The organism is Allobosea sp. 67-29 (assembly GCF_001898115.1).
Lineage (GTDB): Bacteria > Pseudomonadota > Alphaproteobacteria > Rhizobiales > Beijerinckiaceae > Allobosea.
Genome location: NZ_MKSQ01000026.1, coordinates 485,156 through 506,769, shown reverse-complemented (window position 1 = coordinate 506,769; position 21,614 = coordinate 485,156). Strand labels below are relative to the sequence as shown.

The following is a 21,614-nucleotide window of genomic DNA, read 5'->3' as shown; positions in this document are numbered from 1 at the left end:
ATTCTGCTAAAGCCGGCATGACAGGAGTCGAGTACGAAGGGATTGGTCGCGTGGCCGGTGGTGGATTGCGGATTCTTCGGCGCTCGCGCACGCTGGTCATCACGCCCCGCTACTGGCGACAGCGGCTGGTGTTCTGGCTCGGGGCGCTCGCCATCGGTCTCGTCAGCGCCGGATTCGCACAGCTCGCGGACGAGGCGCAGCATCTGTTCTCGCAGGTGGCCGTCAGGCAGGACGGGCTGCGCTTCCTGCCGCTGCTGGTGACGCCGCTGGGCTTCGGGCTCTGCGCCTTCTTCGCGGCGCGCTTCGTTCAAGGCTCCCAGGGCAGCGGCATCCCGCAGGCGATCGCCGCCCGCCACCTGCGCGACGATTCGGAGCGTTCCAGCTTCCTGTCGCTGCGCATCGCGGTGGGCAAGATCGTGATGACCATCATCGGGCTGCTCTGCGGCGCCTCGATCGGCCGCGAAGGACCCACGGTCCAGGTCGGAGCGTCGATCATGCTGCAGGTCGCGCGCTGGGGCGGCATGGTCCAGGCTCGCGGACTGATTCTCGCCGGGTCGGCCGCCGGGATCGCGGCCGCCTTCAATACGCCGCTCGCCGGCATCGTCTTCGCCATCGAGGAAATGAGCCGGACCTACCAGGCCCGAACCAACGGCATCGTGCTTTCCGCCGTCATCATCGCCGGCCTCGCCTCGATCGCCATCGTCGGGAACTACACCTATTTCGGCTTCACCGACGCCACCGCCGTTCTGAAGCGGGACTGGTTCCTGGTGCTCTGCTGCGGCGTCATCGGCGGCGGCTTCGGCGCCGTCTTCAGCAGCGGCATGGTCTGGCTGACGCGCCGGATCCGGCGCTGGCGGGCCGGATCGCCCCTCGGGCGCATCCTGATCGTTGCGGTTCTCTCCGGGGCCGTGGTCGCGCTCATCGGCATCGCCACGGGCGGCATGACCTTCGGCACCGGCTACGCGCAGGCACGCAGCGCCATCGAGGGCACGCCGTTGCCGGCGTCGTTCTTCCTGGCGAAGTTCATCGCCAGCCTGGCGTCGTCGGTCTCGGGCATCCCGGGCGGGTTGTTCGCTCCATCCCTGTCGGTCGGTGCCGGCCTCGGCAGCACGCTCGGCAGCCTTCTCGGCTCGCCGGCAGGCCTGGCGGCGGTGCTCGGCATGGCCGGCTATTTCTCCGGCGTCGTCCAGGCGCCGATGACGGCCTTCGTCATCATCCTCGAGATGACCGGCAACCACGACAACGTCATCGCATTGATGGCGGCCTCCGTCCTCGGCTACGGGACTGCACGGCTGATCACGCGCGAGCCGCTCTACCATGCGTTGTCGCGTCTCTTCATCGCCGATGTGCTCCGGCAGCGGCGAGCCCAGTCCGCCGGCGCCGCGCCGTAAGGCGCCGCAGTCGGCTGCGGCGCTCGTTGCGTTGGGCGCGCGAGCTGGAGCATCGGACCGAAAAGTGGATTCCACTTTTCGGGAAAATTCGATGCTCCAGCAACGAGATAGATCATCGTTACCGCGTCCGATAGGACACGCGATGATCTAGGCGCAGGCCGCTAGCCGCGTTATGCAGGGTCATGGATGCCGCGACGACGCAAGAACTCTTCAGCCATGTCCGCATCGTGATGGGCATGGTGGTCGGCCTCGGCATTACCAGAACGCTCACCGGCCTCGCCGGCTTCATCCAGCATCCCGGCCGCCAGCGCCTCTCCCTGCTGCACCTGCTCTGGGTCGGGTCGATCCTGCTTGAGCTGGTGCTGTTCTGGTGGTGGGAATTCGGGCTGTCGCGGATGCCCGCGCTCAGCTTCGAGATCTTCCTGTTCCTGATCGGCTATGCGGTGGTGCTGTATTTGCTCGCGGCGCTGCTCTTCCCGGACAACATCTCGGAATACGCCGGCTACGAAGACTTCTTCATCAAGCGCCGGCGCTGGTTCTTCGGGCTGCTCGCCATCGCCTTCGTGCTCGATATCGTCGACACCGTGATCAAGGGAGCCGAGCACTGGAACCGGCTCAGCGGCGACTATCTCGTGCAGGTGCCGCTCGGCCTCGCCTTCTGCCTGGCCGGAAGCCTGTGGGCGGACCGGCGATTGCAGATCGGCATCGCCGCCAGCCACATCGCCTATCAGATCTACTGGATCGCGCGCATCCTGGCGGCGATGCATGGCGGATAAGGGCCGCCCCGGCGCTCCTCGGACCGGGCGGAGCGCGCCTCAGGCCTGGGCGAAAGCGGCGAAATGGCCGACGACCTGATGGTAGACGCCCTGCTTGAAGGGGATGATCAGGCCGGGCGTCTCGGCGAGCGGCACCCAGCGCCAGGCGTCGAACTCGGCCTTGTGGCCGCCGGCGGGGGTCAGGATGTCGATCTCGTCGTCGGGACCCGTGAAGCGGAAGGCGAACCAGCGCTGTGCCTGCCCGCGCCAGCGACCCTTCCAGGCTTCACGGCCGATATCGCCGGGCAAATCATAGCTGAGCCATCCGGGAGCTTCGGCCAGGAGCTCGACGGAGGTGACGTTCGTCTCTTCCTGCAGCTCGCGCCGGGCCGCTTCCAGCGGCGTCTCGCCGGCGTCGATGCCGCCTTGCGGCATCTGCCAGGCATAGCCCGGGGCCACGTGCTCGCGCTTGGTCTTGTCGGCGCGTCGGCCGACGAAGACGAGGCCGTCGCGATTGAACAAGGCAAGCCCCACGCAAGGGCGATAGCCTTCCGGGGCGGCGTCGGTCATCGCAAGGGTCCAGCGGAGAGGGATCCGGTCGTCTTGGGATCGCGGAAACCGCGTGCCGCACTCAGCGGCACGAGAGCGATCTTCTTGGCCTCGAGCGACTGAGCCCAGCGGGCGATGCGCTCGATCGAGACGGGCAGGGCGCTGGCCGAGGCGACGACGATGCCGCGCTCGCGCGCCGTCGCCTCCAGGCCGGCCAGCTCCTTGTCGATCGCCTCGGCGCGGGTGACCGTGTCGATGGTGCGGTCGACCTTGAGGGAGGGAATCTGCGCGCGGCTGGCGGCAGCGGCGAACTGGCTGCGGGCGGAAGAGCCATCGTCGACGACCATCAGCCCGCGCCCGGCGAGGTCGCGCAGAATCGGCGACAGCGCGGTCTCATCTGCGGTCAGGCGGCCGCCGAGGAAGTTGATCACCCCGACATAGCCGGTGAAGCGACCGAGCGACCAATGCAGCTTGTCGAGATTGTCGGATGCCTTGGGGCCGCTCAGCAGGGTATGCGGTCCGGGATCGTTGTCGGGATAGTCGAAGGGTTCCATCGGCAATTGTAGGAAGGCCTCGTGTCCCTCGCTCCTTGCCCGCTGCACGGTCCGTTCGAGCTCGCTGCCGTAGGGCGCGAAGGCGAGCGAGACCTGGGGCGGCAAACGGGAGATGGCGTCGGCGGTGCCGCTCTGGCTGATTCCGAGGCCGCCCACGACGAGGGCGATGCGCCCGGCGAGTTTTGTCGTCGGTTCGGGGCCGAGCGGGCGCGCATAGATCCGCGCCGGGGTCGCGCCGTCCGGGCCGGTCTTGGGCAGCAGGCCGTAGCGGGTGCGCTCCACCAGCCGCGTGTCGGGTGCGGGAGCGAGCCTGACGGCGCCGGCATCGTCGGGAACGGTGATGACGATCGCGCCCGGCGCGTCCGAGTCCGGGCGATAGACCACGACGCCGGCATCGTTCTCGAGCTGAGAGGCACTGGCCGGGCCGTGCGGCTTCGCGTCGGGGCCGGTCGAGACGGCGACGGGCGGTGCGGCGCGCTTCTCGATCGTTGCGACGGCCATGGGTTCGCCGCCATCGGGATCGCGGCGCAGGGCAGCGACCAGGGCGAGCCCCAGAACGACGGTACCGATTCCGCCGGCCGCAGCGGTCGCAAGCCAGCGCGCCCACGGCTTCCCGGTGGGCGCAGGCTTGTCGCGGCCGAGCGGCCGGTTGAGGTCCGTGAGCGGCGTTCCGGCCAAAGGTCAGCCGTCCTCGAAAGTTGCGACGCGGACCCGAATCAGCGGCCCGCGCGCTAGTCTTGTCGTCTCGGCTGCCCGCCGTCGAGCCCCGAGCTTACCCGGAGCCGCAGGGATCAGGGCTTCGGTGCCTCGGGGGCGGCCGGTGCCGCCGGGGCAGGGGCTGGCGCTTCCGCCGGCTTGGGCGCGGCGGCGGTCGCATCCTTTTTAACCCCGTGCAGCAGGTCGATCGCGGCGATCAACTGCGTGTCCTTCTTCGGGTCGTTCGGGACATAGGAGCTCGAGCCGGACTGCTCCTCGCCCTCGCCGGCCTTGAGGTGGCCCTTGAGAGCGGCTTCGCCCTTGTTGTCGACGATCTTGTCCTTCAGCTCGGGCGGAATGTCCTGCTGGACCTCGATGTCCGGGGTGATGCCCCTGGCCTGGATCGAGTTGCCGGAGGGAGTGTAGTAGCGGGCCGTGGTCAGGCGCAGGCCGCCGTTCGAGCCGAGCGGAATCACTGTCTGGACCGAGCCCTTGCCGAAGGAGCGCGTGCCGATGATCGTGGCGCGCTTGTGATCCTGCAGCGCGCCCGAGACGATCTCGGCGGCCGAGGCCGTCGAGCCGTTGATCAGCACCACCACGGGCTTGCCCTTGGTCAGGTCGCCGGACTTCGCGTTGAAGACCTGGGTCTCCTCGGCGTTGCGGCCGCGGGTCGAGACGATCTTGCCGCGCTCGAGGAAGGCGTCGGAAACCAGCACCGACTGGTCGAGACGCCCGCCGCGGTTGTTGCGGAGGTCGATGACGTAGCCCTTGATCTTGTCGGCGCCGATTTCGCTCGTGGTCTTCTCGATCGCCTTGCGCAGGCCGTCATAGGTCTGCTCGGAGAAGGTGCCGATGCGGATATAGCCGATGTCGCCCTCGACGCGGTCCTCGACCGCGGGGACGACGATGGTCTGGCGGGTCAGGGTGAAGTCGAGCGGATCGGTCTTGCCGGGGCGTTCGATCTTGAGCGTCACCTGGGTGTTGATCAGGCCGCGCATCTTGTCCACCGCCTGGGTGAGGGAGAGGCCCTTGACCTCCTGCCCGTCGATCTGGCGGATGATGTCGTTGGCCAGGATGCCGGCCTTTGAGGCGGGCGTATCCTTGATCGGCTTGGCGACCTTGAGAACGCCGTTCTCCATCGTCACCTCGATGCCGAGCCCGCCGAACTGGCCGCGCATGTCGGTGTCCATCTCGCGGAAGGACTTGGCGTCGAGATAGGAGGAATGCGGGTCGAGCGAGGAGACCATGCCGTTGATGGCGGCCTCGATCAGCTTCTGCTCGTCGGGCTTGTCGACATAGTCGGTGCGGATCTTCTCGAAGATATCACCGAACAGGTTCAGGCTGCGGTAGACCTCGGCCGAAGCGGCGACCGCGCTGGTCGAGCTCAGCAACTGAGTCTGGGTAGCCAGTCCGGTCAGGCCCGCGCCCATGATGGCGCCGGCGAGAACGAGAGAAACCTTGCGCATCATCCGCGAACCTTTTCGCCTTGCGATTTCGTCCACCACGGGCCCGGGTCGACCGAGACGCCGTCTTTCCTGAATTCTATATACAGAACCGGTTGTCCGGTTCCTACTCCGACAGTCGTCGCGGCAGCTTCCGACGTTTCGCCCATGACTGCAACCGGTTCGCCGGCGAGGACGAACTGGTTGAGCGCGACGTCGATCCGCTGCATTCCGGCCAGCAATATGTAGTATCCGCCGCCGGCATTCAGGATCAAGAGTTGCCCGAAGGAACGGAACGGACCCGCGTATACCACCCAAGCGTCAGAAGGCGCCGAAACTAGGGCGCCCGGACGGGTTTCCAGTGAAATTCCGCGCGTCGTGCCGCCGGCGCCGTCCGGATCGCCGAAGCCACGCAATCGTGAACCAGCGACGGGCAGCGAGAGCAGCCCCCTGGCGTCGGCGAAGGCGATTTTCGGCGCCAGCCGCGCCGGGTCCTTGAAGGCCAGCGCCGTCATGCGCTCGCGCTGCTCGCGGGTCTCCTGCTCGATCGCCTGGCGGGCGGCGTCGGCGGCCTTGTTGGCGACGGAGATCTCCTTTTCGATCTTCTCGACGAAATCCCGCATCGAACGCGCCCGGCCGGCAAGCTGGTCGCCCAGCGCCTTCTGCGCCTCGACATCCTTGGCGGCGGCCGCCTCGCGCTCGCGCCGCGCCTCGACCAGCGCGGCGAGGCGCTGCCGCTCGGCCGCAAGCTGCTCCATCTCGGCACCGATATTGGTCTTTTCGGCCGCGATGCCGTTTCGCAATCGCACCAGCTCGGCGAGGTCGGTGCCCAGGATTTCGACCTCCTGGCGCAGATCCGGGACGACCGCGCCGAGCAGCATCGATGCCCGGACGGCATCGAGGATGTCCTCGGGCCGCACCAGCACGGCGGGCGGCGGGCGGCGGCCGATACGCTGCAGCGCCGCCAGCACCTCGGCGATCAGGCTGCGCCGGCTGTCGAGAGAGCGGCGGATGGCCGCTTCGCTGGATTGCAGCAGCGCCAGCCGCTTTTCCAGCTCGCCGAGCTTCTGCTCGCCGGCCTGGGTGCGGGCGGTCGTGTCCAGCAGCGCCTTGTTGAGGGCGGCACGGTCGGCGCGGATCGCCGCGATCTCGCCCTCGAGCTTTTCGCGCGCCTCCCTGTTCCCGGCGAGCCGCTGCTCGATCGCCTTCAGCTCCGCCTCGCGCGCCTGCTTCTCGGCGAGCTTCTGCTGGGCCTCGCGCTGCAAGGCATCGGGATCCGGGGCCGTCTGGGCGATGGCGACGGAAGCCGTGCTGAAAAACAAGGCGGCGGCGAGGCCCAGACCGGAGAGCGTGGTGCGAATCATCAGCAGAGCGTGATTCATACCCGATGATAAGGGTGGCCGGCGACGATCGTCATCGCCCGGTAGATCTGTTCCAGGACGAGGGCGCGCACAAGCTGATGCGGCAATGTCAGCGCGCCGAAGGCGAGCGTGATGTCGGCACGGTCGCGCACAGCTTCGCCCAGCCCGTCCGCCCCGCCGATCAGGAAGTTGGCATGAGCGGTGCCGGCGTCACGCGCGGAGGCGAGGCGCTGGGCGAAGGCCTCGCTGCCGAGATTGCGGCCGCGCTCGTCGAGCGCGACGATCAGCCCGGGCTGGATCTTGCCAAGGATGGCTTCGCCCTCGTCGCGCTTGCGCTCCTCGGGCCGCCGGCCGCGGCTCTCGGCCAATTCCGCGATCTCGGGGCCGCTGAAACCGATGCTCCGGCCAAGCGCCAGGGCGCGCTCGCGGTAGCGCTCGCACAGCTCACGTTCCGGCCCGTCCTTGAGCCGGCCGACGGCGATGACCGCGAGCCGCACGCCTCGTCAGCCGACGAGGCGCTCGTTCGGTCGGTCGGCGCCCCACATCTTCTCGAGATTGTAGAAATCGCGCACTTCCGGCCGGAAGATGTGGATGATGATGTCGCCCGTATCGATCAACACCCAGTCGCAAGCCGGCATGCCCTCGACCTTCGGCGCGGGCAGCCCGGCATTCTTCAGGGCCTCGATCAGGGTTTCGGCAATCGAGGCGACGTGGCGGTTGACGCGGCCCGACGCGATGATCATCGCATCGGCCAGCGAGGTCTTGCCCACGAGGTCGATCACCGTGACATCCTCGGCCTTCATGTCGTCCAGGACACGCAGCGCGAGGGCGATGCTATCGGCAGAGGGATTGTCCGCGATAGCAGCCTGGGGAAGCGGCTTCGGCTCTGCTTCACCAAGGATTTGACGGTTCAGTGACGTATCCTCTCGATCAGGCGCGCCTTGCGCGCGACGCAGTCAAAATAAGCCGGAAAGGCCCGGAATTCAATCGCGGCCGGCCTGTTCGCGCAGCATTGTCGAGGACAACGGCGAGCGCCTGCCGTGCAGGAAGACCCAGGCGGGGGGCTGTGTCCGGGCGAGCGTGGCCGCCCGGTTCTCCGGGACGCGCCAGCGCGAGAGCCAGTTGGCGGCAGGCGACGCCATGGCGCTGTGCGTCGAGCCCGGCCGGTCGATGATCGCGATCGGCATCATCCGGGCGATGGCGCGCCATTCGTTCCAGCGGTGGAAGCTCGCGAGATTGTCGGACCCCATGATCCAGACGAAGCGGACGCCAGGGCAGCGGCGCTGCAGCGCGCGCAGCGTGTCGGCGGTGTAGCGGGTGCGCAACCTCGCCTCGATGCCGGTGACATGGATGCGGGCCGAGCCGGCGACGCCGCGTGCGTGGCGGATGCGCTCGGCCAGCGGCGGCAGCCGGGAATTGTCCTTGAGCGGGTTGCCGGGCGTCACCAGCCACCAGACCCGGTCGAGCTGGAGCCGGCGCAATGCCGTCAGGCTCGCCAGGCGATGTCCGTCATGGGCGGGATTGAAGCTGCCGCCGAACAGGCCAATGCACAGGCCCGGCGCGTGGGGCGGCAGGCGCAGATGCTCGTTCGCCATGGTTCGGATCTCGCTCAGGGCCGGGATCCGCTCAGGGCCTTGTCTGGCCGGCGCCGTGGACGCGGTATTTGAACGAGCAGAGCTGCTCGACGCCGACGGGCCCGCGCGCATGCATCCGGCCGGTCGCGATGCCGATCTCGGCCCCGAAGCCGAATTCGCCGCCGTCGGCGAACTGGGTCGAGGCGTTGTGGATGACGATGGCGGAATCGACCTCGGTGAGGAAGCGCGCGGCCGCGGCCTCGTCGGCGGTGACGATGGCGTCGGTATGATGCGAGCCGTAGCGCTCGATATGGTCGATCGCGGCGTCGAGGCCGGGCACGGTCTTCACCGCGATGATCCGGTCGAGATACTCGGTCGCCCAGTCTTCTGCCGTCGCGGCGGTGACGCGGGCATCGAGAGCTTGCACCGCCTCGTCGCCGCGCACGGCGCAGCCGGCCTCGAGCAGGGCGCCGACGAGCGGGGCGAGATGCGTCGCGGCGCAGGCCTCGTCGACCAGCAGCGTCTCGGCCGCGCCGCAGACGCCGGTGCGGCGCAATTTGGCGTTGAGCAGGATCTCGCGCGCCATGGCGAGATCGGCCTTCGCATCGACATAGACATGGCAGTTGCCGTCGAGATGGGCGAAGACCGGCACACGCGCCTCGCTCTGGACGCGGGCGACGAGGCTCTTGCCGCCGCGCGGCACGACGACATCGACGGTGCCGCCGAGCCCGGCGAGGATTTCGCCCACCGCGGCCCGGTCGCGCGTCGGCACAAGCTGGATCGCGTCGGCAGGTAGGCCAGCTGCTTCCAGTCCTTCGCGCATCGCGGCGGCGATCTCGGTCGAGGAGCGGAAGGAATCGGAACCGGCCCGCAGGATCGCGGCATTGCCGCTCTTCAGGCAGAGCGCACCTGCATCGGCGGTGACGTTCGGGCGGCTCTCGAAGATCACGGCGATGACGCCGAGCGGTGTCGCGACACGCTCGAAGCGCAGGCCGTTCGGCCTGGTCCATTCCGCCAGCACGCGTCCGAGCGGGTCGGGCAACTCGGCGACCTCGGCGACGGCGTCGGCGATGGCGGCGAGGCGCGTGTCGTCGAGAGCGAGGCGGTCGATGAAGGATACGCTCAGGCCGGCGGCCTTGCCGTCGGCGAGGTCTTGAGCATTGGCCGCGAGGATCCGGGATGTGCGGGCGCGCAGGGCCTCTGCCATGGCGAGCAGGGCGGCGTTGCGCTGCTCGGCCGGAGCGAGCGCGACCTTGCGCGCAGCGGCGCGGGCCCGCTTGCCGATTTCCCGCATAACGGCGCCGACGTTCCGGTCGGCTCCGTTCGTCGCGATGATGCGCAGCGCGCTGTCGCTCGTCATCCTGTTACGCCCAAAATCCGCGTTCGGCCCCGAACCTAGCTCAGACCGAGCGCCATGTCGTCCCGGTGGATCATCTCGGCCCGGCCGGGATAGCCGAGCACGGCCTCGATGTCGCGCGAGGCCTTGCCGAGCACCAGCGCCGCCTCGGCGGCATCATAGGCGACAAGGCCGCGGCCGAGCACCTGTCCATCGGGGTCGCGGATCAGGACGGCATCGCCCCGCGAGAACTCGCCCTCGATGCGGGCGACGCCGACGGGCAGCAGGCTGGCGCCCCCGCGCAGCGCCCGTGCCGCGCCGGCATCGACATGCAGCGTGCCGCGCTGCTCCAACGAGCCGGCGATCCAGGTCTTGCGCGCCGTCGCGGGCGTCGAGGCGGTGAGGAACCAGGTGCAGCGCCCGCCGGCCGCGATGGCGGCGAGCGGATTCTTGGCCCGCCCGTCGGCGATCAGCATATGCGTGCCGCCGGCGATCGCGATCTTGCCGGCCTCGATCTTGGTGCGCATGCCCCCGCGCGACAATTCGGAGGCCGCGCCGCCAGCCATGGCATCGATCTCGGGTGTGATGCGCTCGACCACCGGGATGTGCCGCGCCTGCGGGTCCTTCGCGGGCGGGGCGGTATAAAGTCCGTCGATGTCGGAGAAGAGCACGAGCAAATCGGCGCCGGCCATGGTCGCGACGCGGGCGGCGAGGCGGTCGTTGTCGCCATAGCGGATCTCGGTTGTGGCGACGGTGTCGTTCTCGTTGATGACCGGGACGGCGCGCAGATCGAGCAGGCGCCCCAGCGTCGCGCGCGCGTTGAGATAGCGGCGGCGCTGCTCGGTGTCGGCCAGCGTCAGCAGGATCTGGCCGGCCGTGAGACCGTGGGCGCCCAGCGCCTCGGCCCAGTTGCGGGCGAGCGCGATCTGGCCGACGGCGGCCGCGGCCTGGCTCTCCTCCAGACGCAGCGGGCCGGAGGGCAGGCCGAGCACGGTCCGCCCGAGCGCGATCGCGCCGGAGGAGACGACGAGGATGTCGGCGCCGCGCTGGTGCAACTCGGCGAGATCCTCGGCGAGTGCGGCCAGCCAGGCATGGCGCAGGCGGCCGCGTTCGCGATCGACCAGCAGACTGGAGCCGACCTTCACGACGATGCGGCGGAACTGGGAGAGCGTGGGCGTGTTCACAGCATGGGAACCGGTTGCGAAGCCCTTGCCTGTTGGGGAAAACGGCGCGCTTGTAAAGCGCGACGCCGCAATGACGGCTCCCCGAAAGACGCATCGGGACTGTCCGGATTTGACATGGCGGGGTGTTGTACCCATATCCGGGACCGTTCCGGTCGCACCCGCTGCGTTTTCGCGCGCCCTGCGACTTTTCCGTCACTCCGGACCGCCCCGTGCCCGCTGCTTCGCGCGGCGTCGCCGCGCGTTCCCCCGGGTCAGGAGGCCGCCATGCAAGTTCTCGTCAGAGACAACAATGTCGATCAGGCGCTGCGCGTGCTGAAGAAAAAGCTGCAACGCGAAGGAGTTATGCGCGAGATGAAGCGCCGCAGGGCTTATGAGAAGCCCTCCGAGCGGCGCGTCCGCGAAAAGGCCGATGCGGTGCGCCGCGCCCGCAAGGCCGCGCTCAAGCAGGCGCGGCGCGAGGGGTTGGCCCCTGCGCCACGTCCGAAAGCTCGCCCGTCGCGCGCTGGAAGCACAGCGCCTGCGCGTTGATTTCGATACCAATTCGCCGCGATCTGGATTATTTCGCCCGCGCAGGCCGCCAAATGGCCTGTAACAACCTGAGAGATGACCACCCTTGAAGAACCCGAGCGACCGCAGCTTCACCGACCGTCAGGCCAACTCCGCCAAAGCCAAGCAGGCGCTCCTCGAGCGTTTCCAGGCACGGCCCAAGGCCGATGACCCGGTCATGGTGCAGCGACGCGCGGAGCGGGAAGCCATCGCGCAGGCGCGTGCCGAGCGCGAGGCGGAAAAGGCCAAGATCCGCGCCGAGAAGGAGCGGCTGGAGGCGATCGAGCGCGAGCGCATCGCGGAAGAGAAGCGCCAGGAAGAGCTCGCTCGCGAGGCTGCCCGCAAGGCGGAGCAGGCCAAGCGCGATGCGGAGCGCCCCCGCAAGGTGCTGCTGGAAGCGGTGCAATACATGCAGCTGCGATCGGCCGGCAAACGCCGCTGATGATCTGGGGCGCCACGGCGCCCCTTTTCGTTTCTGCTTTCCCTTTTGCGAAGGCTCCCTCCGGTCCGTCGGCAATCATGGCCGAAACGTGACCGAAATCGTTCCGCATGCTATCGGCAAATCCGGCCGTGCAGATTAATGTGCGCGCCGTTTGAACCTTTCTCCTGCTCGCCGCGACGAATGGGTGCGAGCCGGAATGCCTGGCCTTCGAGGGGCAATGCATACGGAATCGGACGAGGATCTCGTCAAACGGATCGCCTCGGGCGACCGGCTCGCGATGAAGGTGCTGTTTTCGCGGCACCAGGTGCGGGTCTACCGTTTCGTGCTGCGGCTCGTCCGCGACGAGACGCTTGCCGAGGATGTGATCAGTGACGTGTTCATGGATCTCTGGCGACAGGCGGACCGTTTCGAGGCTCGCGCCTCGGTCGCGACCTGGCTGCTCGCCATCGCCCGGAACAAGGCCTGGTCGCTGCTGCGCAAGCGCCGCGATGCCGAGCTGGACGAGGATTACGCCTCCAGCATCGAAGATGAATCGGATGGACCGGAGGTCGTGCTGCAGAAGCAGGACAAGGGTCGCGCCATCCGCGCCTGCCTCGGACGCCTCTCGGCCGAGCATCGCGAGGTCATCGACCTGGTCTACTACCACGAGACCTCCGTCGAGGAGGTCGCACGGATCGTCGGAATCCCCGAGAACACCGTCAAGACCCGGCTGTTCCACGCCCGCAAGAAGCTGGGCGAGATGCTCAAGGCCGCCGGTATCGACCGCGGCTGGCCGTGAAACGAAACCAGTGGTGAAGCGCGGCCCGGCCGCTGCAGGAGTGGCGTCATGACCGACAGCATCGCCAGCGATCCGAAGCGCCGCGAGCTCGAGGAGCTGCTGCCCTTCTACGCCAACGGCCGCATTGCCGAGGCGGACCGGGCGCGCATCGAGGCGGCGCTCGCCTCCGATGCCGAGCTTGCCGCCCGGCTCGAGATCATCCGCGACGACATGGCCGAGACGGTGCTGCTCAACGAGCATCTCGGGGCGCCGTCGCCGCGGGTGCTGGACAGGCTGATGGCGGGGATCGAGGCGCAGCCGCGACAGATGCCGCTGCTGGCCCGCGCCAGGGGGGACCTGAACAACGGTCTCGCCGGCGGTTTCCTGGGCTGGCTCGGCGGCTTGCTGGCGGCGCAGTCGCCGCGGCGTCTCGCCTATGCCGGCGCCTTCGCGCTGGCGCTGATCGTGCTGCAGGGCGCCGCGCTCACCGGCCTTGCGTTGCGCGATGCCGGTGGTGGCTACCAGACGGCTTCCGCACCCGGCACGCGCGCCTCGGAGCGCTATGTGCTGCTGAGCTTCGCGCCGGAAGCCCGGGCGGGGGAGATCGCCTCCTTCTTCAAGCGTTTCGATGCCTCGGTGGTTGACGGGCCGCGCGCCAACGGTTTCTTCAAGGTGCGGGTCGGCGATGCCTCGCTCTCCACCGCCGAGGTCGATGCCATCGCGGCGCGGATGAAAGCTGAAACCGGCATCGTCAGCTTCGTCGCGGCTTCGCCGTGACGACCCTGGCGCGGCCGGCGACCTCCGTGGCATAATCGCGCGACGCAGGAGGATCAGGCCATGCTCCCGAGCCTTGCCCGGATTTGTCCGCCGCGCCTGCGCTGTCTCGCCGGGGCAGGTCTTGTCGCTTTCGGCTTCGTCCTGGCGCCCGGCCTGGCTTGGGCCCAGTCTGGTGCCGAGCATTCGGGCGGCCCTTCCCGACGCATCACCAACCCCGGTGGGCAGCCAGCGCCTGCAAACGGCCTGCAACGCTCGATGCGTGTGCCGCCCGGCGCCTGGATGCAACCGCGACAGGCGCGCGCCGTCGTGCCCGCTCCCGACGAGACCCGCTTCGTCCCCGACGAGGTCCTGTTCGAGCTCGCGCCCAACGCCGATGCCGACACGGTGTTGCGGCGCTACGGTGCGACAGTGATCGCCCGGCAGCGCTTCGAGCTTGCGGGCGTCACCATCATCCGGGCGAAGCTCGAGGCGGGGCGCGACCTGCGGGCCGTGCTGACGCAGATGGGGGACGATGACAGCATCGCCGGTGCCCAGCCCAATTTCCTGTTCGACCTGCAGCAGCAGGCCGCCCAGCCCTCCGGCAGCGCCACCGGGCCCAGCACCGCCTCCTCCGACGCGCGCAGCCAGTCGACGCTGCCGACGCTGCGGCTGTCCGACCCGACGCCGGCCGCCCGCGCCCCGGTGACGACACGCCGCGTGCTGCCGCCGCAATACGTCGTCGCGAAGCTGCATCTGCCCGAGGCCCACAAGCTGGCCCAGGGCCGGGGCGTGCGCGTCGCGCTGATCGATTCCGGCGTCGATATGGAGCATCCCGAGCTGCGTGGCTCGGTCATCGGCTATCTCGACGCCGTCGATGGGCTGGCGACGCCGCATGCTCACGGTACATCGATGGCGGCTGCGATCGCGGCCCATGGCGAGCTGGAGGGCATGGCGCCGGCCGTGCGCATCCTGGTCGGCCGTGCTTTCGGCGGCCCGCAGTCGGCCTCGGCCAACGGCAAGTCGTTCCAGATCATGACGGCGCTCGACTGGGTGGTGCAGCAGCGCGCCAAGGTCGTCAATCTGAGCTTCGCCGGCCCGCAGGATAGGCTGCTCTCGAAGGCGCTGGTCGGTGCCAGGGAACGCGGGGTGATCGTCGTGGCCGCTGCGGGCAATGGCGGTCCGAAATCGCCACCGCTCTATCCGGGAGCCGATCCGAACGTCATCGCGGTGACCGCGACCGATGCCGAGGATCAGCTGTTTCCCGAGGCCAATCGCGGAGCCTATGTCGCCGTGGCTGCGCCGGGCGTCGATGTCCTGACGGCGGAGCCAGGCGGCCGCTACGCCTTCACTTCCGGCACCTCGATCGCCGCCGCGCATGTGACCGGGCTGATCGCGCTGCTGGCCGAGAAACAGCCCGATCTCGACCTCGCGGGTGCGCGCAAGTTCCTGGCGGAGAGTGCCGTCGATCTTGGAGCGAAGGGGCGCGACCCGCTCTTCGGCGCCGGCCGCGTCGATGCTCAGGCAGCGGTTGCGCGGGTGCTGCCTGTCGCGACTGCGCAGCCCTGAGGCGCCTGCGCTCTTGACCTTCGCCGCCGCATCGGCCTGATGACGCGATGCCGCGCCCGAAACTGCTGTTCGTCGCCACCGAGGACTGGTTCTTCGCCTCGCATTTCCTGCCGATGGCGCGGGCGGCACGCGAGATGGGCCTCGATGTCGCGGTCATCGCCCGTGAGCGCAGCCATCGCCGTGTCATCGAGGCGACCGGCGCGCGGCTGATCGCGCTTGAGGCCGAGCGTCGCAGCCTCGACCCGCGTGCGCTGTTCCACCAGATCCAGGCGCTGCGGCGGATCATTGCCGCAGAGAAGCCCGCCATCCTGCATTGTATCGCGCTGAAGCCGATTGCCCTGGCCGGACTCGCCGGCAAGCTCGCCGGCATCGAACGGCGCGTCTATGCGCTCACTGGCCTTGGCTTCCTCGGTGCCAGGCAAGGGATGCTCGCGGCGCTGGCGCGCTTCGCCGCGGTGGCCTGGCTGCGCGGCGCGATCGACGGAAAGCAGGTGCGTTTCCTGTTCGAGAACCCGGATGATCCCGTCACCCTGGGCTTGGACCCGCAGGATGCCGGCAAGGTCGCGATCGTCGGCGGTGCCGGCGTCGACCCGCTGATCCTGATGCCGGAACCGATGCCCGCGGCACCGCCGTTCAAGGTCGCGCTGGTGGCGCGGATGCTGTGGTCGAAGGGTGTCGATCTTGCCGTCGAGGCGGTCAGGCTGGCGCGGGCCGGCGGCGCCAACGTCACGCTGACAATCCACGGCGCGCCGGACCCGTCCAATCCCAAGGCCATTCCCGAAGCCACGTTGAAGGAATGGGCAGCGCGGCCCGGCATCAGCTGGGCCGGCCCGACGCGCGATATCGAGGGCGTCTGGAAGGCGCATCACCTGTGCATCCTGCCATCGCGCGGCGGTGAGGGACTGCCGCGCACCATCCTGGAAGCTGCCGCCTGTGGCCGACCGATCCTGACCACCGATGTGCCGGGCTGTCGCAGTTTCGTGCGCGAAGGACAGGACGGCATGGTCGTGCCCTCCGAGGATGCGGCTGCGCTGGCCAAGGCGCTGCTGGTCTTCGCGCGGGCGCCGGGCCTGGCCGAGCGGATGGGCGCGAACGCGCGCGCGCGCCTGCTCGACGGCCATACCGAACGCGATGTGATGAACGCGGTGAAGGCGCTCTATCGCAGCCTGCTGGATGAGCCTGCAACGGATGTGACGGCATGAGCGCGCTGGCGAACGAGCCGGATCGCGCGGCATTCATCAGGGAGCATACGCGGCTGCTGCCGGTGCCGCATGCGCCCGAGATCGCTCTGCATGTTGCGGAAGAGGCGACGGAGCTTTGGCAGAAGACCGAGGACGAACTCGCGGTCATCGGCCTGCCGCCGCCGTTCTGGGCTTTTGCCTGGGCGGGCGGGCAGGCGCTGGCCCGCTACCTGCTCGACCATCCGCATGCCGTCGCCGGCCGACGCGTGCTCGATTTCGCCTCGGGCTCCGGGCTCGTCGCGATCGCGGCGATGAAGGCCGGCGCGGTCTCCGTCGAGGCCTGCGACATCGATGCCTTCGCCGCGACCGCGATCGGTCTCAACGCGCAGGCCAACGGCGTCGCGGTGACGGCGCGGCTGGCCGATCTGGTCGGCTGCGACGCCGGCTGGGAGGTGATCTGCGCCGGCGACGTCTGCTACGAACGCACCATGGCCAGCACCGTGATCGACTGGCTCGGCGCCTTGGCGCAGCGCGGGGCGACGGTCCTGATCGGCGATCCGGGCCGCAGCTACCTGCCGAAGGACAGGCTCGAAGCCGTCGCCACCTACGAAGTGCCGGTGACGCGCGCCCTCGAGGATGCGGAGATCAAGCGCAGTTCGGTCTGGCGGCTCGACGGTCGGGCGTCCCGCTAGAGCATCGGACCGAAAAGTGGAAATCGCTTTTCGGAAGAGCGCGATGCCCCGGCGATGCGATAGATCGCCGTTAGCGCGTCCGATGATCTAGGCTGCGCGGCGGCGATCAGCGCTGCCGGTTCCGGCCTCGGTGCGGAAGGCGGACACGAGGCGGTTGAGCTGCTCGATCTGGTCGAGGAGCGTGCGCGCGGAGGCCGCACTTTCCTCGGCGAGAGCGGCGTTCTGCTGCGTCATCTCATCCATATGGCTGACCGTCTGGCTCATCTCGTCGATCCCGTTGGCCTGCTCGCCCGATGCGGCGGCGATCTCCTCCACCCGGCTCGAGACCCGGGCCGAGGCCGCGACGATCCGGTCCAGCGTCTCGCCCGCCTGCCGGACAAGCTTGACCCCATCGGCCACCTCCGTATCCGAGGAGGCGATCAGGCCGGTGATGTCCTTGGCGGCATCGGCCGAGCGCTGGGCGAGCGCGCGCACCTCGGCGGCGACGACAGCGAAACCGCGCCCGGCATCCCCGGCCCGCGCGGCCTCGACCGCGGCATTGAGGGCCAGCAGATTCGTCTGGAAGGCGATGCCGTCGATCACGTCGGTAATCTCCGAGATGCGCTTCGAGGCGCCCTCGATCCGCGCCATCGCCTCCACGGCATCCCGGACGATGTCGCCGCCGGTGCGGGCGACGTGGGCGGCCTCGTCGGCCAGCGCCACGGATTCACGCGAGGCCTGCGAGGACGTCTTGACCGAGGCCGCGAGCTGCTCGGTCGTCGCTGCGCTCTCCTCGAGGGCGGAAGCCTGCTGCTCGGTGCGCATCGACAAGTCCTGCGCGCCGCTGTTGATTTCCTGGGAAGAGGCGGCGATCGAGGCGGAGGTCGTCTTGATCGTGCTCGCCATCTGCTGCAGCCGTTCCGCCGCCGCATTGAAATGATCACGGATCTGGGCGTACTCGGCCGGGATGTCGGCGCTCATGCGATGGGTCAGGTCGCCGTCCGCCAGCGCCGCCATGCTCTCGCTGACGCAGGCGATCGCCTTGTCGCGGTCGGCCGCCTGCGCCTGCTCGACGGCGCGGACCTCGGCCTCCATCTTGAGCCGGGCTTCCTCCGATGCTTCCAGATAGACCGTGATGGCATAGTCCATGTCGAGCAGGGCGGCCTTGACGATGGCGCCGATCTCGGCCGACCGCTCGGCGGCGCCGGGCATGCGCCTGCCCAGAGCATTCTTCGGCCAGCGCGCCTCGAGCACGCCGGCGAGCAGCTTCTCGAGGATCAGAGCGTAGCCGCCGATGTACCAGCGTGGCTCCAGGCCGATGCGGGCATGGACCTTGCCGACCTGGGTGACGGCGCCGACATAGGTCTCGTCGAATTGGCCGGTGGCAATGCCGCTCCAGTGCCTGGCCTGACGCTGCTTGGCTGCCTCGACATGCTGCTCGCTGCTGAAGAAGGCCTTCGTCTCGGGAAAGGCGCGAAGCTGCGCATAGAAGGCATCGAGCGCGTCGGGAATCGATTTGCCCAATGCCTCGCCGGCGCTGCGGATGTGTGCCTGAGCCTCCGGCCCAAGCTGCATGAAGGCAAGTCGTTTAGCGAGATGATCCAATGCCGACATCGAGAAGGTCCCCAACGAGCGGCAGCCTCCGGCCGCTCAGACCTCGACCATGCCAGAACAAGATTAACAACCTATGAGGGTGTGTCTTGATCTGGATCAATTTCCACATGCCGTGATCGTACTATAGTACGCCCGAGACAAGGCTCATTTCGGTCCTGCCGCGAGAGCCGTTACAGCCCGTATGCCGGTCGATCTGCCTCGTGACGGTCGAGAAAATCCTCGACCGACAGGTTGCGGAAGTCGTTCAGGGCCTCGCGGAGCCTCTCGTGCTCCCAGTCCCACCAGGCGAGCTTCTGCAACCTATCCGCGATATCCTCCGGAAAGCGCCGCCGAATCGGGCGCGCCGGATTGCCGGCGACGATGGTGTAGGCCGGTACGTCCTTGGTGACCACGGCGCCCCCGGCCACCACCGCGCCGGTGCCGATGCTGCGGCCGGCGAGCACGATCGCACCATGGCCGATCCAGACATCGTGGCCGATGGTGACGGCATGGGCGCGGCGCCAGTCGAAGAAGGCGGCGTCATCCTCGGCATCGTCGAAATAGGCGGAGGAGCGGTAGCTGAAATGCGACTGGCTCGCCCGCTGCATCGGATGGTTGCCAGGGTTGATCCGCGTCATCGCCGCGATCGAGCAGAATTTGCCGATCGTCGTGTAAATGACATTCGCGTCGTTCACGACATAAGAGTAGTCGCCTAAGGTCGACTCGACGAAGGCGGTACGGGCGCCGATCTCGGTGTAGCGTCCGAGCGTGGCCTTGCTGACCTTGGCCGTCGGGTCGATCACCGGTTCCAGTCCGAGTTTCTTGCCAGCCATGTCCTTGCATCCTCCTGATCTTGCGGCCCCGGTTTCAGCAGCGGGCGCGCTCGTCCTCGTGGTCGGGCCTTCCGGAGCCGGGAAGGACACCCTGATGGATGCGGGTCGAGCCGGGCTTGCCGGCGATCCGCGCTTCCGCTTCGCGCGCCGCCTGATCACCCGTCCGGCCATGGCCGGCTCCGAGGACCATGATTCCTGTGACGAGGCTGCCTTCCACGGCGCCGAGGCGCGCGGCGAATTCGCGCTGAGCTGGCGGGCGCATGGGTTGAGCTACGGCATCCCGGCGGCGGAGCTTTCCGGCGTCGACGAGGGCGCGGTGGTCATCGTCAACGTCTCGCGCGCCGTCATCGCCGCGGCCGAGCGGCTGGCGGAGCGCGTTATCGTGCTCAACATCACCGCCCCCGTCCCGGTGCTGGCGCAGCGGCTGGCTGCGCGCGGGCGCGAGAGCGCGGCCGATATCGCAGCCCGCCTCAGGCGCGAGGCGCCGTTGACGGCCGAGCGAGCCGAGATCATCACGATCATGAACGACCGGAGCGTCGCCGAGGCTGCCCAAGAGCTGCTTGCCGCGCTGCGCGCGCTCGGGCGACATGGCTCCTAACCGAAGGGATAGGAATCGAGCAGCCGGAAGCGGCCGGCGCGCCCCTCCTGCTTGAACAGCGCGAAGCGATCGAGCCCGACTGGCCCGGCCGGGAAGGCCTCGGCATAGGCGGTTTCGAGCCCCTGCCTGACGCCTGCCATGCGATCGGCGGGCAGTGCGCCGGTCAAGGTCATGTGAAAGCGGAAGGCGTCGCCCACGTAAGGGTAGCCATAGGCTTCGAGATAGGCGTGCTGCGCCGGCGTGAGCGGGCTCTTCAGCCGCCGCGCGCGATCGGCTTGGGCGAGCGGCGCGCGGAAGGGCTCGAAGGCCTGGACCAGGGCGAAGGCGAGGCGCTGCAGGGCGTCGCTCGGCTCGGACGGCGTCAAGGCGATGAAGGAGCCGAGCGCCGTCACGCTCAAGCCCGCCAATGCGACGCCTTCCAGCCCAGCCGCATAGTTGCGGGCGAAGGCGCGCAACTGCTCCTCGCTGCGGCCGTCGGCAAGCTCGAAGGGCGCTTTCAGCGTGGCGTGGAAGCCGTAGCGACGCGGCTCCTCGGTCAGTGCCGGCCAGGTCGCGCGGTCGCAGCCGGGCGGCACAGCAAAAGGGATATCCTCGCCCGTCAGCGCGTCATAGCCCAACACGGAGCAGCCGAAGCGCCAGAGGGCGCTCTCAGTGGCGGGGGCGTAATAGACGGCGTAGCGCGGCTTGCTCAAAATGCGCGCTCGCCCTGCGACCACACGGCGGAGAGCACCGGCGTTGCGCCGAGCACCTTGAAGCGAACGAGATCGGCGCGCAGGCCGGTCTTGAGATGGCCGCGGTCCTGGAGGCCGAGGATATCCGCGACCTTCCAGGTGACCATGCCCATGGCTTCGGGCAGCGCGATGCCGTGGTCGGCATTGAGCTTGACCACCGCCTGCAGCAGGCTCGCCGGGACGTAATCCGAGGAGAGGCCGTCGAGCAGGCCCTTCTCGGCGAGCTCGGAGACCGAGACACCACCGGAATGCGAGCCGCCGCGCACGACGTTCGGCGCCCCCGCCACGGTCGCGAGGCCGGCCTGCTTGGCGGCGGCCGCGGCCTCGACCGTGGTCGGGAATTCCGAGATCACCGCGCCCGAGGCGACGCCTTCCTCGACATGCTCGGGGATCGTGTCGTCATGGGTGGCGAGCGGGATGCCGCGCGTGCGGAAGATGTCGACCACGGCCTGCCAATTCTTGGCGACATTGGCGGCGCCTTCGCGTTGGCGCATCACCACATCCTCCTCGAACTCCTCGACGGTCTTGCCGTTGCCGACGGCGTAGGTCTTGAGGTGCTCGAGGTTGCGCCACTGGCGTTGGCCCGGCGTATGGTCCATCAGCGAGACCAGCTGAACCAGTTCGTCGTCCTGATAGGGGGCGATGTCTTCGAGCAGGCCCGGACTCGTCAGTTCGCAGCGCATGTGGATGCGGTGGTCGATGCGGAAGACGTTCTCGCTCTTGCCATAGGCCAGCGACTTCATCACGTCGGCGAAGATGTCCTTGCGATAGTCCTTGGCCGAGAAGGGCGTGCCGGCGCAGACCGCGTCATAGACCGTGGTGACGCCGGCGGCCGCCATCTGCGCGTCATGGACCAGCGCCGCCGCCAGCCCGTTCGGCCAGAAGACCTTCGGGCGCGGCATGAAATGCTTTTCCATGTTGTCGGTGTGCATCTCGACGAGGCCGGGCGCGACATAGTCGCCGCCGACATCGATCGCGCCGGGCAGGGACGACTTGCCTTGATCGACTGCGGTGATGCCGTTCGCGTCGAAGGCGATGGTGCCGGTGACGACCTCGTTCTCGAGGATGAGCTTGGCATTGGTGAGAACGGTTTGCATC

Annotated in this window: 23 protein-coding genes; 10 read left to right on the top strand and 13 right to left on the bottom strand. The window is 68.6% G+C overall.

Translation table 11 applies throughout. From position 1 onward, the window contains the following. Positions 1–17: 17 nt before the first annotated feature. Together BGO20_RS21430 and BGO20_RS21425 are read left to right on the top strand one after the other, a co-directional pair. Complete coding sequence (locus tag BGO20_RS21430; RefSeq protein WP_291659491.1) at positions 18–1,391, top strand: chloride channel protein; 1,374 nt, start codon at positions 18–20, stop codon at positions 1,389–1,391. Between the two features lie 182 nt (positions 1,392–1,573). Next, the gene (locus tag BGO20_RS21425; RefSeq protein WP_291659490.1) at positions 1,574–2,167 is read left to right on the top strand and encodes a hypothetical protein; all 594 of its coding nucleotides are present in this window, start codon (positions 1,574–1,576) and stop codon (positions 2,165–2,167) included. Positions 2,168–2,206: 39 nt separating this feature from the next. Here the strand turns inward: BGO20_RS21425 and BGO20_RS21420 are convergent, their stop codons facing one another. The 9 genes from BGO20_RS21420 to proB form a co-directional block, all read right to left on the bottom strand. Next, positions 2,207–2,716 carry an RNA pyrophosphohydrolase gene (locus tag BGO20_RS21420; RefSeq protein ID WP_291659489.1) on the bottom strand — a complete coding sequence of 170 codons (510 nt, stop codon included), beginning with the start codon at positions 2,714–2,716 and terminating at the stop codon, positions 2,207–2,209. Next, the gene (locus tag BGO20_RS21415; RefSeq protein ID WP_291659488.1) at positions 2,713–3,927 is read right to left on the bottom strand and encodes a divergent polysaccharide deacetylase family protein; all 1,215 of its coding nucleotides are present in this window, start codon (positions 3,925–3,927) and stop codon (positions 2,713–2,715) included. The genes BGO20_RS21420 and BGO20_RS21415 overlap by 4 nt, the downstream gene beginning before the upstream one ends. A 113-nt stretch (positions 3,928–4,040) precedes the next feature. Beyond that, positions 4,041–5,411: a S41 family peptidase gene (locus BGO20_RS21410; RefSeq protein ID WP_291659945.1), complete on the bottom strand. Its 1,371-nt coding sequence runs from the start codon at positions 5,409–5,411 to the stop codon at positions 4,041–4,043. Further along, positions 5,411–6,751: a murein hydrolase activator EnvC family protein gene (locus tag BGO20_RS21405; RefSeq protein WP_291659487.1), complete on the bottom strand. Its 1,341-nt coding sequence runs from the start codon at positions 6,749–6,751 to the stop codon at positions 5,411–5,413. The genes BGO20_RS21410 and BGO20_RS21405 overlap by 1 nt, the downstream gene beginning before the upstream one ends. A 14-nt stretch (positions 6,752–6,765) precedes the next feature. Beyond that, entirely contained in the window at positions 6,766–7,245 is a 480-nt protein-coding gene (rlmH, locus tag BGO20_RS21400; protein WP_291659486.1) for a 23S rRNA (pseudouridine(1915)-N(3))-methyltransferase RlmH, read from the bottom strand. A gap of 6 nt (positions 7,246–7,251) precedes the next feature. Continuing rightward, complete coding sequence (rsfS, locus tag BGO20_RS21395) at positions 7,252–7,650, bottom strand: ribosome silencing factor (RefSeq protein WP_465246067.1); 399 nt, start codon at positions 7,648–7,650, stop codon at positions 7,252–7,254. 81 nt (positions 7,651–7,731) lie between these two features. Next, positions 7,732–8,343, bottom strand: a complete 612-nt coding sequence (locus BGO20_RS21390; protein WP_291659484.1) for a nicotinate-nucleotide adenylyltransferase — start codon at positions 8,341–8,343, stop codon at positions 7,732–7,734. Between the two features lie 31 nt (positions 8,344–8,374). Next, positions 8,375–9,616 carry a glutamate-5-semialdehyde dehydrogenase gene (locus tag BGO20_RS21385; RefSeq protein ID WP_291659944.1) on the bottom strand — a complete coding sequence of 414 codons (1,242 nt, stop codon included), beginning with the start codon at positions 9,614–9,616 and terminating at the stop codon, positions 8,375–8,377. A gap of 101 nt (positions 9,617–9,717) precedes the next feature. Then, the gene (gene proB, locus BGO20_RS21380; RefSeq protein WP_291659483.1) at positions 9,718–10,842 is read right to left on the bottom strand and encodes a glutamate 5-kinase; all 1,125 of its coding nucleotides are present in this window, start codon (positions 10,840–10,842) and stop codon (positions 9,718–9,720) included. Positions 10,843–11,106: 264 nt separating this feature from the next. Between proB and rpsU the strand changes: the two genes are divergently transcribed. The 7 genes from rpsU to BGO20_RS21345 all read left to right on the top strand — a co-directional run bounded on the left by rpsU (position 11,107) and on the right by BGO20_RS21345 (position 16,782). Continuing rightward, the gene (rpsU, locus tag BGO20_RS21375; RefSeq protein ID WP_291659482.1) at positions 11,107–11,370 is read left to right on the top strand and encodes a 30S ribosomal protein S21; all 264 of its coding nucleotides are present in this window, start codon (positions 11,107–11,109) and stop codon (positions 11,368–11,370) included. Positions 11,371–11,455: 85 nt separating this feature from the next. Further along, positions 11,456–11,830 carry a DUF6481 family protein gene (locus BGO20_RS21370; RefSeq protein ID WP_291659481.1) on the top strand — a complete coding sequence of 125 codons (375 nt, stop codon included), beginning with the start codon at positions 11,456–11,458 and terminating at the stop codon, positions 11,828–11,830. Between the two features lie 217 nt (positions 11,831–12,047). Continuing rightward, positions 12,048–12,608, top strand: coding sequence for a sigma-70 family RNA polymerase sigma factor (locus BGO20_RS21365; protein ID WP_291659480.1), 561 nt, complete (start codon positions 12,048–12,050; stop codon positions 12,606–12,608). 48 nt (positions 12,609–12,656) lie between these two features. Beyond that, positions 12,657–13,364, top strand: coding sequence for an anti-sigma factor family protein (locus tag BGO20_RS21360; RefSeq protein ID WP_291659479.1), 708 nt, complete (start codon positions 12,657–12,659; stop codon positions 13,362–13,364). Between the two features lie 255 nt (positions 13,365–13,619). Continuing rightward, positions 13,620–14,909, top strand: a complete 1,290-nt coding sequence (locus BGO20_RS21355) for a S8 family serine peptidase (RefSeq protein ID WP_291659478.1) — start codon at positions 13,620–13,622, stop codon at positions 14,907–14,909. Positions 14,910–14,956: 47 nt separating this feature from the next. Further along, positions 14,957–16,111, top strand: coding sequence for a glycosyltransferase family 4 protein (locus BGO20_RS21350; RefSeq protein ID WP_291659477.1), 1,155 nt, complete (start codon positions 14,957–14,959; stop codon positions 16,109–16,111). Continuing rightward, positions 16,108–16,782 carry a class I SAM-dependent methyltransferase gene (locus tag BGO20_RS21345; protein WP_291659476.1) on the top strand — a complete coding sequence of 225 codons (675 nt, stop codon included), beginning with the start codon at positions 16,108–16,110 and terminating at the stop codon, positions 16,780–16,782. The genes BGO20_RS21350 and BGO20_RS21345 overlap by 4 nt, the downstream gene beginning before the upstream one ends. An 87-nt stretch (positions 16,783–16,869) precedes the next feature. On the opposite strand, the gene BGO20_RS21340 is transcribed toward BGO20_RS21345, so the two are convergent. Beyond that, complete coding sequence (locus BGO20_RS21340; RefSeq protein WP_291659475.1) at positions 16,870–18,375, bottom strand: globin-coupled sensor protein; 1,506 nt, start codon at positions 18,373–18,375, stop codon at positions 16,870–16,872. A 170-nt stretch (positions 18,376–18,545) separates the two neighbouring features. Continuing rightward, a complete protein-coding gene (locus BGO20_RS21335; protein WP_291659474.1) occupies positions 18,546–19,187 on the bottom strand; it encodes an LbetaH domain-containing protein in 642 nt (213 codons plus the stop codon). Between BGO20_RS21335 and phnN the strand changes: the two genes are divergently transcribed. Next, the gene (phnN, locus tag BGO20_RS21330) at positions 19,186–19,785 is read left to right on the top strand and encodes a phosphonate metabolism protein/1,5-bisphosphokinase (PRPP-forming) PhnN (RefSeq protein WP_291659473.1); all 600 of its coding nucleotides are present in this window, start codon (positions 19,186–19,188) and stop codon (positions 19,783–19,785) included. The two genes, BGO20_RS21335 and phnN, sit on opposite strands and share 2 nt — an antisense overlap. On the opposite strand, the gene BGO20_RS21325 is transcribed toward phnN, so the two are convergent. Together BGO20_RS21325 and BGO20_RS21320 are read right to left on the bottom strand one after the other, a co-directional pair. Beyond that, complete coding sequence (locus BGO20_RS21325) at positions 19,782–20,477, bottom strand: DUF1045 domain-containing protein (protein ID WP_291659472.1); 696 nt, start codon at positions 20,475–20,477, stop codon at positions 19,782–19,784. The genes phnN and BGO20_RS21325 overlap by 4 nt on opposite strands. Beyond that, the gene (locus BGO20_RS21320; protein WP_291659471.1) at positions 20,474–21,613 is read right to left on the bottom strand and encodes an alpha-D-ribose 1-methylphosphonate 5-triphosphate diphosphatase; all 1,140 of its coding nucleotides are present in this window, start codon (positions 21,611–21,613) and stop codon (positions 20,474–20,476) included. Before BGO20_RS21320 ends, BGO20_RS21325 begins: the two co-directional genes overlap by 4 nt. Between the last annotated feature and the right edge of the window lies 1 nt (position 21,614).

Coding starts and splice junctions, on each gene's coding strand:
- BGO20_RS21430 (WP_291659491.1), top strand. CDS start 18: ATGACAGGAGTCGAGTACGAAGGGATTGGTCGCGTGGCCGGTGGTGGA.
- BGO20_RS21425 (WP_291659490.1), top strand. CDS start 1,574: ATGGATGCCGCGACGACGCAAGAACTCTTCAGCCATGTCCGCATCGTG.
- BGO20_RS21420 (WP_291659489.1), bottom strand. CDS start 2,716: ATGACCGACGCCGCCCCGGAAGGCTATCGCCCTTGCGTGGGGCTTGCC.
- BGO20_RS21410 (WP_291659945.1), bottom strand. CDS start 5,411: ATGCGCAAGGTTTCTCTCGTTCTCGCCGGCGCCATCATGGGCGCGGGC.
- BGO20_RS21405 (WP_291659487.1), bottom strand. CDS start 6,751: ATGATTCGCACCACGCTCTCCGGTCTGGGCCTCGCCGCCGCCTTGTTT.
- BGO20_RS21390 (WP_291659484.1), bottom strand. CDS start 8,343: ATGGCGAACGAGCATCTGCGCCTGCCGCCCCACGCGCCGGGCCTGTGC.
- BGO20_RS21385 (WP_291659944.1), bottom strand. CDS start 9,616: ATGCGGGAAATCGGCAAGCGGGCCCGCGCCGCTGCGCGCAAGGTCGCG.
- rpsU (WP_291659482.1), top strand. CDS start 11,107: ATGCAAGTTCTCGTCAGAGACAACAATGTCGATCAGGCGCTGCGCGTG.
- BGO20_RS21365 (WP_291659480.1), top strand. CDS start 12,048: ATGCATACGGAATCGGACGAGGATCTCGTCAAACGGATCGCCTCGGGC.
- BGO20_RS21360 (WP_291659479.1), top strand. CDS start 12,657: ATGACCGACAGCATCGCCAGCGATCCGAAGCGCCGCGAGCTCGAGGAG.
- BGO20_RS21355 (WP_291659478.1), top strand. CDS start 13,620: ATGCGTGTGCCGCCCGGCGCCTGGATGCAACCGCGACAGGCGCGCGCC.
- BGO20_RS21350 (WP_291659477.1), top strand. CDS start 14,957: ATGCCGCGCCCGAAACTGCTGTTCGTCGCCACCGAGGACTGGTTCTTC.
- BGO20_RS21345 (WP_291659476.1), top strand. CDS start 16,108: ATGAGCGCGCTGGCGAACGAGCCGGATCGCGCGGCATTCATCAGGGAG.
- BGO20_RS21340 (WP_291659475.1), bottom strand. CDS start 18,375: ATGTCGGCATTGGATCATCTCGCTAAACGACTTGCCTTCATGCAGCTT.
- phnN (WP_291659473.1), top strand. CDS start 19,186: ATGTCCTTGCATCCTCCTGATCTTGCGGCCCCGGTTTCAGCAGCGGGC.
- BGO20_RS21335 (WP_291659474.1), bottom strand. CDS start 19,187: ATGGCTGGCAAGAAACTCGGACTGGAACCGGTGATCGACCCGACGGCC.
- BGO20_RS21320 (WP_291659471.1), bottom strand. CDS start 21,613: ATGCAAACCGTTCTCACCAATGCCAAGCTCATCCTCGAGAACGAGGTC.